The organism is Methyloversatilis universalis FAM5 (genome assembly GCF_000214035.2).
GTDB classification, from domain to species: domain Bacteria; phylum Pseudomonadota; class Gammaproteobacteria; order Burkholderiales; family Rhodocyclaceae; genus Methyloversatilis; species Methyloversatilis universalis.
Genome location: NZ_AFHG01000029.1, coordinates 273,744 through 286,308 on the forward strand (window position 1 = coordinate 273,744; position 12,565 = coordinate 286,308).

Annotated in this window: 20 protein-coding genes; 9 read left to right on the top strand and 11 right to left on the bottom strand. The window is 67.0% G+C overall.

All coding sequences use genetic code 11. From position 1 onward, the window contains the following. The 9 genes from METUNV1_RS02505 to METUNV1_RS02545 all read right to left on the bottom strand — a co-directional run bounded on the left by METUNV1_RS02505 (position 1) and on the right by METUNV1_RS02545 (position 3,593). The gene (locus METUNV1_RS02505; protein ID WP_008058519.1) at positions 1 to 651 is read right to left on the bottom strand and encodes a MarR family transcriptional regulator; all 651 of its coding nucleotides are present in this window, start codon (positions 649 to 651) and stop codon (positions 1 to 3) included. A 14-nt stretch (positions 652 to 665) separates the two neighbouring features. Beyond that, positions 666 to 872, bottom strand: coding sequence for a hypothetical protein (locus METUNV1_RS02510; RefSeq protein ID WP_008058520.1), 207 nt, complete (start codon positions 870 to 872; stop codon positions 666 to 668). Next, positions 856 to 1,119, bottom strand: coding sequence for a hypothetical protein (locus tag METUNV1_RS02515; protein WP_008058521.1), 264 nt, complete (start codon positions 1,117 to 1,119; stop codon positions 856 to 858). The genes METUNV1_RS02510 and METUNV1_RS02515 overlap by 17 nt, the downstream gene beginning before the upstream one ends. Then, on the bottom strand, positions 1,116 to 1,529 hold the full coding sequence (locus METUNV1_RS02520; protein WP_008058522.1) for a hypothetical protein: 414 nt from the start codon (positions 1,527 to 1,529) through the stop codon (positions 1,116 to 1,118). The genes METUNV1_RS02515 and METUNV1_RS02520 overlap by 4 nt, the downstream gene beginning before the upstream one ends. A gap of 3 nt (positions 1,530 to 1,532) precedes the next feature. Further along, on the bottom strand, positions 1,533 to 1,766 hold the full coding sequence (locus tag METUNV1_RS02525; RefSeq protein ID WP_008058523.1) for a hypothetical protein: 234 nt from the start codon (positions 1,764 to 1,766) through the stop codon (positions 1,533 to 1,535). Further along, positions 1,763 to 2,092 carry a DEAD/DEAH box helicase family protein gene (locus METUNV1_RS02530; RefSeq protein WP_008058526.1) on the bottom strand — a complete coding sequence of 110 codons (330 nt, stop codon included), beginning with the start codon at positions 2,090 to 2,092 and terminating at the stop codon, positions 1,763 to 1,765. The genes METUNV1_RS02525 and METUNV1_RS02530 overlap by 4 nt, the downstream gene beginning before the upstream one ends. After that, complete coding sequence (locus tag METUNV1_RS02535) at positions 2,089 to 2,328, bottom strand: hypothetical protein (protein ID WP_008058527.1); 240 nt, start codon at positions 2,326 to 2,328, stop codon at positions 2,089 to 2,091. Before METUNV1_RS02535 ends, METUNV1_RS02530 begins: the two co-directional genes overlap by 4 nt. Before the next feature lie 127 nt (positions 2,329 to 2,455). After that, positions 2,456 to 3,181: a hypothetical protein gene (locus tag METUNV1_RS02540; protein ID WP_008058529.1), complete on the bottom strand. Its 726-nt coding sequence runs from the start codon at positions 3,179 to 3,181 to the stop codon at positions 2,456 to 2,458. Further along, entirely contained in the window at positions 3,171 to 3,593 is a 423-nt protein-coding gene (locus METUNV1_RS02545; RefSeq protein WP_139026265.1) for a helix-turn-helix domain-containing protein, read from the bottom strand. Before METUNV1_RS02545 ends, METUNV1_RS02540 begins: the two co-directional genes overlap by 11 nt. Here METUNV1_RS02545 and METUNV1_RS02550 point away from each other — a divergent pair. After that, on the top strand, positions 3,586 to 3,804 hold the full coding sequence (locus METUNV1_RS02550; RefSeq protein WP_043358845.1) for a helix-turn-helix domain-containing protein: 219 nt from the start codon (positions 3,586 to 3,588) through the stop codon (positions 3,802 to 3,804). The two genes, METUNV1_RS02545 and METUNV1_RS02550, sit on opposite strands and share 8 nt — an antisense overlap. A gap of 2 nt (positions 3,805 to 3,806) precedes the next feature. Here METUNV1_RS02550 and METUNV1_RS02555 read toward each other — a convergent pair whose 3' ends face one another. After that, on the bottom strand, positions 3,807 to 4,199 hold the full coding sequence (locus METUNV1_RS02555; RefSeq protein WP_043358847.1) for a hypothetical protein: 393 nt from the start codon (positions 4,197 to 4,199) through the stop codon (positions 3,807 to 3,809). A gap of 244 nt (positions 4,200 to 4,443) precedes the next feature. Next, positions 4,444 to 4,767, bottom strand: coding sequence for a hypothetical protein (locus tag METUNV1_RS02560; RefSeq protein WP_008058539.1), 324 nt, complete (start codon positions 4,765 to 4,767; stop codon positions 4,444 to 4,446). A gap of 205 nt (positions 4,768 to 4,972) precedes the next feature. On the opposite strand from METUNV1_RS02560, the gene METUNV1_RS02565 reads away from it, so the two are divergent. From METUNV1_RS02565 to METUNV1_RS02600, 8 genes are all read left to right on the top strand, one after another. Then, positions 4,973 to 5,455 carry a phage regulatory CII family protein gene (locus tag METUNV1_RS02565; protein ID WP_008058541.1) on the top strand — a complete coding sequence of 161 codons (483 nt, stop codon included), beginning with the start codon at positions 4,973 to 4,975 and terminating at the stop codon, positions 5,453 to 5,455. Continuing rightward, positions 5,448 to 5,678: a TraR/DksA C4-type zinc finger protein gene (locus METUNV1_RS02570; protein ID WP_008058543.1), complete on the top strand. Its 231-nt coding sequence runs from the start codon at positions 5,448 to 5,450 to the stop codon at positions 5,676 to 5,678. Before METUNV1_RS02565 ends, METUNV1_RS02570 begins: the two co-directional genes overlap by 8 nt. Next, positions 5,675 to 8,002 carry a VapE domain-containing protein gene (locus METUNV1_RS02575; RefSeq protein ID WP_008058545.1) on the top strand — a complete coding sequence of 776 codons (2,328 nt, stop codon included), beginning with the start codon at positions 5,675 to 5,677 and terminating at the stop codon, positions 8,000 to 8,002. Before METUNV1_RS02570 ends, METUNV1_RS02575 begins: the two co-directional genes overlap by 4 nt. A gap of 247 nt (positions 8,003 to 8,249) precedes the next feature. Beyond that, positions 8,250 to 8,525 (top strand): hypothetical protein, encoded by a 276-nt coding sequence (locus METUNV1_RS02580; RefSeq protein WP_008058547.1) that lies wholly within the window; start codon positions 8,250 to 8,252, stop codon positions 8,523 to 8,525. Positions 8,526 to 8,616: 91 nt separating this feature from the next. Then, positions 8,617 to 9,117, top strand: a complete 501-nt coding sequence (locus METUNV1_RS02585) for a terminase small subunit (RefSeq protein ID WP_008058549.1) — start codon at positions 8,617 to 8,619, stop codon at positions 9,115 to 9,117. Next, positions 9,101 to 11,338, top strand: coding sequence for a phage terminase large subunit family protein (locus tag METUNV1_RS02590; RefSeq protein ID WP_139026266.1), 2,238 nt, complete (start codon positions 9,101 to 9,103; stop codon positions 11,336 to 11,338). The genes METUNV1_RS02585 and METUNV1_RS02590 overlap by 17 nt, the downstream gene beginning before the upstream one ends. Beyond that, positions 11,335 to 11,586, top strand: a complete 252-nt coding sequence (locus tag METUNV1_RS02595) for a hypothetical protein (RefSeq protein ID WP_008058554.1) — start codon at positions 11,335 to 11,337, stop codon at positions 11,584 to 11,586. Before METUNV1_RS02590 ends, METUNV1_RS02595 begins: the two co-directional genes overlap by 4 nt. 362 nt (positions 11,587 to 11,948) lie before the next feature. Then, positions 11,949 to 12,509, top strand: a complete 561-nt coding sequence (locus tag METUNV1_RS02600) for a hypothetical protein (protein ID WP_008058556.1) — start codon at positions 11,949 to 11,951, stop codon at positions 12,507 to 12,509. Positions 12,510 to 12,565 lie beyond the last annotated feature (56 nt).

Genomic DNA, 12,565 nt, shown 5'->3' on the forward strand with positions numbered 1-12,565 from the left:
TCAGGGCTCCTGCGGGTCGGCCCATTCGACGCCGCGACGCGCGGTGCCGACGGGGATGAGGGCGAACACGTCTGCCCGGGCAGCGCCGGCGCGCACGGCCTTGAGGGCGGTGGCGCGAGCGGTGGCGTCTGACGTGAAGCGGCGGGGTGTGCGCTTGGGCGCGGTGATGAGGTAGCCGGCCGGGGCATGGGTGGCCACCGTGGCGGCGGGCGCGTGGCGTGCAGCTTCTGCGGCACGCAGCTGAGCCTGCAGGCGCACGTTCTCGGCGTGCATCGTGCTGAGCTGTTCCTGCAGCTCTTCGATGCGGGTTTGCAACGTGGTGATGGGCGAGACCTCGGCCTTGGGCGGGATCGTTTCCACCGCGGACGCAGTGGCGGGCTCAGTCGTGACCACCGCCGCCGCGGCCGTGGTCGGCTCGGGCGCATCAGCCAGGTCTGCGCCGCCGGTCTTCAGCTTCGCCTTGCCTTCGGCCGTGAGGTGATAGCCGGGCCGGCGGGTGACGTCGTCTCGCTTCTTGGTGACGAGGTTTGTGTTCACGTACAGGTTGTTGCGCACGCGGTTGAGGTCTTGCTTCAACTCGTCGGCCAGCTCCTGCGCGGTGATTCCGGGGTTCTTGCTGATCGAGGTCAGCAGGTCGTTGATGAGCGACATGTTGCGGTCCTCGTTCAGTGGAAGTTGCAGGCCTTGCACACCATCGAGTGCAGGCCCTGGATGGATGAGCGCTTGCCGACGTAGGTCGGCGGCTCGGTCTTGCGGTAGAGCAGGTAGGTTGTGCCGTTGCCTTCCTTCTTCTCGCTCACGAAACAACCGTGGTCGTGGGCGATCTGTCGCGCCTCTTTCAGCACCTGGCGCGGATCACGGGTGCTCGGCATGGGTGCTGCCCTCCGGGCAAGTGGTGGCGGTGCGCATGCCCTTCAGCGCCTGCTCGAAGCAGTGCAGGCCGGTGCTGAAGATGAGGTCGCACAGGGCGTCGTCATCGGCGTGCGGGTGGGTTTCGCGGTGCTCGGCCATGGCCGCTTCGAGACGCGTGGCGGTGGCGGGGTCGAGCATCACGGTGACCGGCGTGCGGTTGTCCGGCTCGAACAGGAAGGGGTTGTGCAGGGTGCCGGGGGCGTTCATCGGGCGGCGCTCCGCAGCGGTTCGTCGGTGGCGCGCTCGCGCAGGTCGGCCGGCCATTCGGCGGTGCTGGGCGTGCGGCCGTGCGCGCGCAGCACGGTGTAGGCGCGGGCGAGGGCGGCGGTGCTGGTGAGGCTCACGCTGCCGTCGCGCGGCTTGCCCTTGAGCACGGCGTGCCGCCACATGAGCTCACGGTGGGCGGTGAACAGGCCGCTGAGGGTGTCGAGCACCACGGTCAGCGCGGGCGCCGTGTTGGGCGCCGGGTCGGTCGCGTGCAGCTGGCAGAGCGTTTCGTCGACGCGGTCGTAGTGCAGGGTGACGGCGACGACCCAGCCGATGAAGCCGGCGAAGGCCAGCAGGCAGAGCATCTGCCAGACGGTGATGGGGATGGGGGTGAAGAGCAGCTCGCGCATGGGTCACATCTCCAGTTGGGTGGGGCGGGGGGTGACGGTGCGGTCGAGGTGCTCGATGTCGGCGCTGCACTCGGCGGCCAGCGCGGCGCGTTCAGCGACCAGGGCGGACTGCAGGCGCTCGTTCTCGACCATGACGGCGTCGGCGTAGTCGAGCCGGCCGACAATGAGCAGGCCGCAGAGGATGACGAGCAGGTAGAACGCGAGCTCGCGGCGGGTGAGGGTGTCGCGGGGCTTCATGCGTGGCGCTCCGCAATTGTCTGCAAGGCCATGCATCCAGCGGGCTGCTCCAGCGCCGCGAGCAAGGTCATCAGCGTGGGTGTCGGGCGATCGCCTTCGATGCTGATGCGAATCACGGGCGCGGCTTCGTCGGTCGGCGCGAAGAAGAAGTTGCCGCTTACGCACGCCAGCACGCGCCGGCCTTCATACAGGGCGGTTTCGACGGCACGACGGCTCGGCTCATCGGCATAGATATCCGTGCAGCCGAAGGCCTGCGCGATGAAGGGTGCGGCCGTCGTCTTGCCGCAGCCCTGCGGACCTTCGAGGATGACCAGCAGCGCGCTCATGCCATCACCTCGTCGCGCAGGCGCTCGGCGATCTTCACCAGATGCGGGTAGTTCATGGCGCGGGCGAGCTGGACGGCGGCCTCGTCGGGCAGGAGGACGAACAGGCGGGCGAAGAAGCTGCGGGCGCGGTCGTTCCGCGCTTGGCTACTGTCGCCGGGTGCGGCGGAATTGGCCTCGTGCGCGATGAGCAGCAGCTCGTCGAGCGTGATCGAGGTGGTGGGTGCTGCTTCGGGCATGGTGACCTCCTTGGCAAGGCAGAAATGTCGCCTTGAAATCCAAGATAAGGCATTTATGCCTTTCTCGCAAGGCAAAAGTGCCTTACTGGTGCCGGGTCATCCAAAAGGGTGATTGCGTGCGGGTCTTCTAGGGTTGGGTGATCAGGAAACGAAGGGTGTCGCTGTAGCTTAGGGCGGGAGGTATTCGCAGCTCTTCTTCGACTTCGCCGTGCTCTAGACAGTGTGTGAATTGGGCTTCAGTGAGGAGGTATGCAAATCGGCGGCGTGGGTCTCGCGTAACGATGTGAATCTCGATCGTGTCGCGGACGGCAACAACTTCGATAGCAGATGATCGATCACGCGCCCAGAAGAGGTCGCCTTCGCAGACGTCGATAGGCTGCTGAGGTCGCGTCCACAGTCGGTCGCGGATGGCGATCCGCGATACGTCGCCCGGCGGGGTGCCGGAAAGCGCGGCCAAGTTCCGGGCGATCTTCGTTCGCTCGGGGTTGATGTACTCGCGCAAGGCGATTCCGAATATTGGCCAGTGGTGGGGCTCGACCGCATATGCCCAGTATCGGAACAGTTTGGCTGGCTCCAGATCCTGGGCTCTTCGCCGGCCCTTCTTGGCCTTGGGGGCCTCGCTTCGGTGCTTCCAGTCGTAACCGGTTGTGTCGGTGACCAGGCTGATGCGATCTATCAGGTATGTCCGTGGTCCTTGCTCGTTGGCTTCGCGAACGCGAGCTCGGTCACCCGAAACGGCGATGACATAGATTTGCCGCAATGTGCCGGGCTCGAGTCCGCCGTCATAGGCGACGATGAGTACTTCACCGGTTTCGGATGCCTCGGTGAGTCGGCGAGCAACGCTATCGGTCATGGTAGTCGGCGGGTGGCTCGGCGGCGAACTCAAGAGCGGCGTCGCGTACCTGGGCGTACAGGCGCCGCTCGGCAGTTGTCCGCGGCACGACGGGCGGCGCCTTCGGGTCCAAGTCCGGGAAAAGCATCTGCCAAGGCTCCAGCTCCCATATTCGGGCGAGGGCTTCCACGGCTGAAATGGAGGTCGAAACAGACTTGCTGAGGATGCGGCTTACCGTCTTCTGGTCGATGCCAGCCTTCTGCGCAACGGCCTTCTGGCTGGGGCGCGGTGGTCTGGAATTCATCAAGCGGTCGAGGTTCTCCGCCAGTACGGTCGCTGCATCTTTCTTCATGTGGCTAGTGTGCAACCGCGCGAAAGGCATTTGTGCCTTTTCAAACGAGGCAAAAAAGCCTAAAGTGGTGCGCATGGACATGATTTCCTTCGTCAGGAGAGAGTTGGCAGGGCGAAACGGGTCGCTTCGGCGCATTGCCGAGGAAACCGGCATCGCCTACGACACGCTGTTGCGGATCAAGAACGGCGAGGGCGACCCCGGTTACTCGAAAGTCGCGCATCTCGCGAGCTACTTTGGGTGGTTCCCGGGCGTCACGGCGGTCGATGCCGTTCAGCAGGAACGCGCCTCATGAAGTCAGCTGCTCTTCTTCTCTTCGCTTGCACTCGGCACACACAGGCCGTCCGGCGTCGCTCGATCTTTCCAGCGGCGCACGGCCTTGGCCTTGTCGAGCGCTGCTTCGCAAGCACGCTGGTCGTCGAACGTGGCCGTAGTGAGCGACACGCCGTCGACGCTGAGGGCGCTGCCCCACGGAATGCCCAGAATCAAGATCCACTTCATGTTGATGTCCTTTCTTTGATGGAAGGCGAGGTGACCCGTGACGCGGCCTGAGTGGTACGACACGCCGGCGATGCTGCTGGCGAGCGCCGAAGTTGAGAGCGCGCGGGCGCATCTCGAAACCGCCGTAAGGGACAGCGCACCTCGTGTGGACGCGTGCCTGGCCTCGGCAAACCAGTCCGATTCACCCATGAGGAGAGAGCCGTGAGCACACCTGTGTCCGCGACGCCGAGGCGCGTCCGTATTCCGTACACCCGCGTCTGGATCGACTGCACATGCGGTGCGGCGCAAAAGCACGGATGCGCGTGTATTCAAAGGCTGATGCCGGCCGATATCGACCGCCTCGTTGAGCAGGATGAGCTGGCCAAGGTGGCAACGCGTGAAGCCAGTGCGGAGATGCGCGAAAACGTCCGCGTGGTGATGGCGTCGGCATTTCTCAGTGTCCCCGGTCGCGAGGAGCGCGATCGGTTGTTTGCACTCGAGCTTGCGCGTCGATCGTCTTGTACACGCTCGCGGCCATCTTCAGCGCAACCGGATGGAAGGCCTGGTGCTGCTGTCCGATTTCGATCGCAGCTCGCAGGTCTTTTGAGAGCCGTGGCAGATCGACTTGACGGCCAAGTGCTGAAATAACGAGTGATATGGCTTCGGCATGCGCAAGGGCGAACTCTTGCATCACGACGTTCATGTACTTCGACGCGGTCAGCTTCTTGTCGAAATCGTCCATGTTGTCGGGGTCGAACTCGACGGGCTTCTCGATCATGGTGCGCTCCTGTGGTGATGATGATGGTCTGGAACCCTGATTCTATCCGCATGGGGCGCGCCTCCCTTTTCGTCTCCTCCTCACCGCCTGGAACCGGACAGCAGGCGGCGGGTTTCCGACCGGCCTGGCCGGTCGGCTTTTCTTTGCCTTCAGTCTCGCGCAGCGGGGCGGGGCCTTCCACGGGACAGTGACCGAGGATTCCCAGATGACTCCTGAACAGGCGTTCTACAACGTGGTGTCGGACTACGCGCCGGGCGCGAAGGCGCTGGCCGATGCGATGGGCCGGCGATACAAGGCCTTGCTCAACAAGGCGAACCCGAATGAGCTGGGGCATGAGCCGACGCTGTCGGATGTGCGCAAGGTGACGGCGCTGACCGGCGATCTGCGGGTGATCGAGGCGCTGGCGGCGGAGCAGGGCGCGGTGGTGGTGCGCCTGCCCGAGGTGCCTGAGTGCTCGCGGCAAGACCTGCTGCAGCACGTGCTGACCTGCAACAAGGAATTCGCGGATGTCTTCGCGGAGCTGCAGGAAGACATGCGCGACGGCAAGCTGCGGGCGCATGAGTTCGAGCGGCTGCAGGTGCAGGTGAACGAGAGCATCGCCGCGCACCTGGAGCTGCTGGAGCAGGCGCGCAGCATGGTGGTGGAGCGGGCGCGTGTGGTGGGGCTTCGTGGGGTGTCGCGTGGCTGATCTCTACGACCAGGCGACCGAGCGCGAAGAGCACGACCGCGAGCTGGCGATCGCCGCGGCGCGCCGGCCGGTGCCGACCCTGCCCGATGCGACGGGCGGATGCCTGAACTGCGGTGACGACATCGCGGAAGCTGACGCGGCCGGCGAGGCGATTGCCGACCGCTGGTGCTGCATCGAGTGCCAGGAAGACTGGACAGCACGGCGCGCGCGGAAGGGCTCATGAGCGCGGCGATCGAGTGGGACAACATTCCGTATGCCCTGGCGGAGCGGCGGCAGTGGCTGCTGTGGCGTTTCGAAGAGAAGCCGGGTGACAAGAAGCCGCGCAAGGTGCCGTATTACGCGAACGGCAAGCGGCGCACCGGCAAACAGGGTAACGAGGCGGACCGCGCGCAGTTGGTGCAGCTGGATGACGTGGTCAGCGCACTCTTGACGGCGCCGGATCGCTGGGCGGGCATCGGCTTCGCCTTCCTGCCGGGCGATGGGTTGATTGGCATCGACCTGGACAAGGTGATCGACCCCGAGACGGGCGAGATGCAGGACCGCGCGCTGGCCATCGTGCAGGCGTGTGCGTCGTTCACGGAGTACTCACCGTCAGGCACCGGCCTGCACATCTATGTGCTGGGCGAGACGCAGAGCGCGAAGAGCAACGACATCGGTGTGGAGGTCTTCTGCGGTCGCCAGTTCTTCACGGTGACGGGCCGGCGGCTGAGTGACACGCCACCCGACGCGCAGCCGATATCGCCCGAGGTGCTCGGGCGCCTGCACGCGACGATTGCCCAGGCGAAGGCGAAGCCTGAGCGCGCAGCGGCACCCGCGCGTGAGCGGGCGGCCACACCGGCACCGGCGGGCAGCGGGTACGCGGACCGTGCGCGCATCGAGAGCGCGCTGGCGTACGTGGATGCGGACATCGGCTACAACGACTGGCTGGCCATCGGCATGGCGCTGTATGACGCGCTGGGTGAGCAGGCGGGCTTCTCGGTGTGGGACTACTGGAGCAGCAAGGGGGGCAAGTACCAAGGCGCTGACTCGCTGATCCCGCACTGGCGGTCATTCGGCGGGCGCGCGCCCGGTGGTGATGGCGTGATCTTCCGCCTGGCGATGCTGGGCGGCTGGCAGCCGCCGCGCAAGCAGCGCCCGATGGCGGATCCACCGCCGGCACCGGCGGTGGATGAATCGGCCGGGACGGCGCCAGACCCCGAACCCGCTGCGCAGGCCGCAGGTGGGGGCGGTGGTGAGGATGGCCCGCCGCCTGACATCGAGGTGCCCGACAGCCCGAAGCCGTGGGCTGACCGGCTGTTCTTCCGCGGCAGGTTCCTGATGGACTGCCGCGAGAACGTGTATCTGTTCCTGAACCACCACCCGCAACTGGCGGGCATGCTGGCGGCGGATACGTTTGCGCGGAAGATCCGCATCATGCGGCCGCCGCCGTGGCACTCGGGGCCGTTCGTGCCCGGCGAGGAGTGGCGCGAGGATCACAACTACCGGCTGGGCATGTGGCTGGGCGAGACGCAGTCGCTCGTCATCCGCAGCGTGGATACGCTGGCCCTCGCCGCAGGCTGGGTTGCGCGCGAAGCGCCCTTCAACCCGGTGCAGGATTTCGTCCAAGCGGTGGAATGGGACAGGCAGGAGCGCCTGCCGAGCTTCCTGACCGACTACCTGGGCGTGGCGCCGTCGACGTACGCGACGCTGTCGGGCACGTATTTCTGGGTGTCGCTGATCGCCCGGATCATGCAGCCGGGTGCGGTGGTGCGCTCGATGCCGATCCTTGAAGGGCCGCAGTTCCAGGGCAAGTCGACGGTGGTGCGCATCATCGGTGGCCAGTGGTACAGCGACACGCCGCTCGATCTGAACAGCAAGGACGTCTATCAGAACATCCAGGGCGTGCTGGTCTATGAGATCGCCGAGCTGGACGCCTTCAATAAGGCCGAGAGCACACGCATCAAGGCATTCATCTCGTCGCTGCGGGACCGCTTCCGGGCGCCCTATGACCGCGAGCCGGCCGACCATCTGCGTCAGACCGTGTTCATGGGCACGACGAACCAGGACGAGTACTTCAAGGACAGCACCGGGAACACACGGTACTGGCCGTGGCGCACCCAGGCGGTCGGCCGGATCAACCTGGAGGCGCTGGCCCGCGACCGCGACCAGCTCTTCGCTGAGGCCTTCTGGCGCTGGCAGCAGGACGAGCGATGGCACCCGACGCGCGAGGAGCAGGAGGCGTTCTTCGAGCCGGAGCAGCGTGAGCGCGAGATCGATGATCCGTGGGAAGCGCAGCTGGCCAAGTGGCTGAAGGAAGTCACGAAGGACCGGGTGACGGCGCTCGACGTGCTGCTCGACTGCCTGAAGGTCGAGCCGTCGAAGATCGACAACACGCGGCAGATGCCGACACGTATCGGCATCGTGATGAAGCGGCTGGGCTGGACAAAGGGACGGGACACCACCGGTGCGCGTGAGCGCTACTGGATGCGACCTGAGGCATGGAAGGCGGGTGTGAAGGCGAACGAGCCGGCCCGCGACCCATGGGAGGGCGACGATGTTCCGATCTGACGTCCAACCTCGTCCAACCTTTCGACGAAGGTTGGACGGCGCAAACGGCTTGCCGCCGCCATCCGTCCAACCTCCCAACGTCGGCCAACCTTGCCGCCCGCACGAGGGCGCGCAGGGGCGGGCGAGCGCGTGCATACGCGTGCACGCGCGCAGCTACGTTGTCCCTCGTTGGGAGGTTGGACAGATCAAGGATTGGCGCGGGTTTCAGCCGTCCAACCTTTCGTCCAACCCTGAGAGGAGGTCGGACATGAGCCTAGATCAGATGCGCCGGGGCTTCCCGGACGCGGTGCGCGAACTGCGCGCCGTCCATGACTGGACCGATGCGGACATCGCCGACCTTCGAGAGGCGGTGGCCAAGGCCGTGAAGGCTGGCCAGCACCTGGACCTGTGGGCCGCGTGGCTCGGCGATTACGCCCAGCATGCCCGCGACCGCAGTGCCATGGTGCGGCGGCTTGAAGTCGAGGCCGCCGCCCTTGCGCGTGAGGCGAACGCGCGCCTGCAGCCGTGGCGGAGGGTCGCGTGATGCGCGGGTCCTTCCTGGCAAATCCGCAATACGGTGAAGAAGACCGCGCTTTTTCGCCAGTTGTGGCCGGTTCATGGGGTTGGTTGGTCCGATGAGCGACGGGTACATCAGCGGGCAGCAGCAGCTGGCCCTGGCGCACGGGGTGTCCGATGTGACCATCCAGGCGTGGGAGTCCGAGGGCATGCCGGTGCTCGAGCGCGGTGGCCAGGGCCGGCCGAACCGGTACCGCCTGGCGGACACCATCGTGTGGCGCGTCGATCGCGAGTTGAAGCGGGTGCGCGAAGAGTCGCCGCGCGATCAGCTGGACCGGCTCAAGTCGCAGCAGCTGGCCATGGCGATCGCCAAGGACCAGAAGATGCTGGTGCCGGCCGGCCAAGTCGAAAGCGCCCTGGCTGCCCGGATCATCGCCACGCGCGAACTGCTGCTGCGCGGCCGCACTTGGGCCGAGCACGACGCCGAACAGGATCCGGTGCGCCGGAAAGCGCTGCGCGGCGAGATCGTTGAGGCGGCGCTGCGTCGCGTGGCCACCGCGCAGGCCGGCGACGTGTCCGACGACGAAGAGGATGAGGACGAGGATGCAACCGGCGCCTGACTTCCTCGCTGGGTTCCTCGACCTCGAGCAGGCCGCGGCCGCGCTCGCTGAGATGCTGGCGCGTGCCTGGGCGAACTGGGCGCCGCCCAAGCCGCTGTCGTACGCCGAGTGGGCGGAATCGGAGCGCGAGCTGAGCCCCGAAGAAAGCGCGCTGCCGGGCCCGTACTCGCTCGACAACACCCCGATGCTGCGCGGCATCCTGGCCGCGTGCGATGACCCCGCGGTGCGCAAGATCGCCACCCAGAAGCCTGCCCAGATCGGCTACACCGCCGGCGTCGTGTGCAGCGTGATGGGCTACAACGCTGCGCACCGGCCCAGCGTGCAGGTGGCCGTGTTCCCGCGTGCCCAGTCGGCCCGCGACTTCGCGGATGAGAAGTTCGACCCGATGGTGCGCGCCACGAAGGCGCTGTCCGCGTGCATCAGCCTCAAGAGCCGCGCGAAGGGCAACAGCACGCTGCGCAAGCGCTACGCCGGCGGCCTGATCAAGCTGGTGGGCGCCAACAGCCCGGCGGACGTGAAATCCACCAGCGCGCGCATCGTGGTGGTCGAAGAGCCGGACGACGCCAGCCAGAACGTGAAGGGGCAGGGCGACGTGATCAAGCTGGTCGAGGAGCGCGCCAAGACCTACGAGGACCACCTCATCCTGATCGGCGGTACGCCCACCGCGAAGGGCGCATCGAACATCGAAGCCGAGATCGCGGTGAGCGATGCCCGGGTGCCGATGATCCCCTGTCACGACTGCGGCGAGTCGCACACCCCGCAGTGGGAGAACGTGACCATTCCGGAGATCCCGGCCGACCAGCCCGCGCACGAGGTCTATGGCCGGTCCGACCCCTCGCGCGCCTTCTACAGCTGCCCGCACTGCGGCTCGGTCTGGACCGACGAGCAGCGCGAGGCCAACATCCTCGCCGCCTCGCGCCGGCCCGATTACGGCTGGGTGGCCACCAAGCCCTTCAACGGCATCGCCGGCTTCCATGAGCTGAGCGAGCTGTGCAGCACCTTCGTCGGCTCGCGTGTGCCGGTGCTCGCGCGCAAGTTCCTGGAAGCCCAGGCAAAGCTGGAAGCTGGCGACCCGGGCGAAATGATCGCCTTCTGGAACTCGTCGCTCGGCCGCTGCTGGGAATACAAGGGCGAGCTGCCGGAAGACCAGGAGCTCATCGACCGCGCCGAGGACTACCCCGAGTGGCAGGTGCCGGTCGGCGGCATCGAACTGCTGCTGCTGGTCGACGTGCAGCACGACCGCCTGGCCGTCAGCCTGTGGGCGGTCGGCCGCGGCGAAGAAATGTGGCTGGTGCATTGGGGCGAGTACTACGGCACCACCATCATCCCGCTCGCCGGCGCCTGGCTGGAGCTCGAGCAGCTCATGCAGCGCCGCTACCAGCACGCGCTCGGCGTGTGGATGACCGTGCGCGCGGTCGGTATCGACTGCTCCGACGGCCAGACCTCTGACGCCGGCTACGCCTTCGTGCGGCGCCACCACCAGGCGGGCGTGCGGCCGGTGCTCGCGCTCAAGGGCGCCAGCGACGACGAAGGCCGCGTCGAGATCTGGACGCCGCCGCGCCTGGTCGATCCGAACAAGCGCGCCACCAAGGCCAGCAAGGCCGGCGTCGCCATCAACATCGTCGGCACCGCCAAGGCCAAAGACCTCATCCTCGGCTACGCCGCGAACGCCGGCCGCATCCGCCTCACCGGTACCGGCGCCGGCCGCATGCACTGGTACAAGGGCGTCCGCCCCGACTGGTACGCGCAGATGCTGTCGGAGATCAAGGTGCCGAACCGCTCCGGCCGCCGCGCCTGGAAGAAGCGCACCGACCGCCACAACGAGGCGCTCGACACCTGCGTCTATGCCGTCTACCTCAGCCGCTACCTGCGCCTGCACCTGCGCAAGCCCGTGCAGTGGGACGTCGCCGAGCTGATGCTGCGGCAGTCATCCCTCATCGACGACACCCCGCCGGCCGCACCGCCCGCGCTTCAGCAGGCCGTGGTGGTGCTCACCGAGCGCAAGCCCGCGCAGGCCGCCGCCCCTGCGGTGGTCGAGCAGCCGGCGGGCGAGCAGGGCGCAGAGCCCACCGCCCAGCCCACCGCCCAGGCTGCCGAGCCGGCCCCGGCTGAGCCCATGGACATCATGGCGCTCATCGACGCGCACCGGCACGGTCGCGGCAAACCCGCCAAGCAGCGCACGCCGCTCGAAACCATGCTTGCGGCGCGGAGGGCGCGTTGAGCGACCTCGTCACCGACATGCGCGACATCCTGCGCCGCCTCGGTGTCTCCGACGACGTGGCGGCGCTGTGCGAAGCCGAGCTACGCGCCAAGTACGGCGGAGACGAGGTCTATGTCGGCCGGAAGAAGAAAGGGCGCCTCGTCGAGGCGCTGGAGCGTGAGCCGCAGGCGGATCTGTCAGAGATGGCGCGGCGGCTCGGGGTGTCGGAGCGACGGCTGCGGCAGATCAGGCAGCTGACGGGGAAGTAACGGACACGTATGGGCATGGTGCCGGAGCGAGAGGACGAGAATGATTTGCAAGCCTGAAGAAGCCAAGGACTACAAGTGCTGCGCGATGGACAAGAATTGCGAAGGCCCCGCGTGCATGGCGTGGCGCACTGAAGTGAAGCAGTCAGTCGAAATACGCAAGTCTCGCCTGCCGCTGCCGCCTCAGTTTGAAGCCACCGGGCGTGGCTACTGCGGCCTAGCACATCGCTGAGCAAGCCGAACTAGATGAGCACCGCGGGTGAGTGAGTTCCAATGCCTCGGGCAGCGCAAACCTGACCAGGCCCACCACCCCCGGAAATTTTTCCCCCTGAAAATTTCCGCGCCGCTCATGCACGCTGCCGCGCATGAGCGATCCTGCCTACACCGAGCCCGTCACCCTGCGTGCGGGTGACTCCGTCACCTGGCGCACCGCGCTGCCCGAGCACCGGCCGGCTGACGGCTGGTCGCTCGCGTACCGGCTGCTCTGGTCCGGCGGTTACGCCGACTGCGTGGTTGATGTCGAGGGCGATGAGTACATCGTCAGCCTGAGCGCGTCGCAGACCGCCGGCGTGCCCGCGGGCAAGGCCCGGCTTTTCGGCTGGGCCTGGCGTTCGGCCGATCGCCTCACGGTGCATGACTCGGTGCTGCCGGTGCTGCCCAACCTCGCGACGGCCACCACCTACGACAGCCGCACCCAGGCGCAGAAGGCACTCGAAGACGCCCGCGCCGCGCTCGCCGCCTACACCGCCGACGGCGGCGCCACCGTCGAGAGCTACACCATCGCCGGCCGCAGCATGAAGTTCCGCAGCGCGGCCGATCTGATCACCCTGATCGCCAGGCTCGAGCGCGACGTTGCCCGCGAGCGCATCGCCGGCGCCGTGCTGGCCGGCGGCGCGCCCGGCCGCGTCGTCACCCGTAGCCAGTGAGGTAAGCATGGGCTTCCTGCAGAAACTCTTCGGCCGTCGGGAATCTGTGCAGGCGC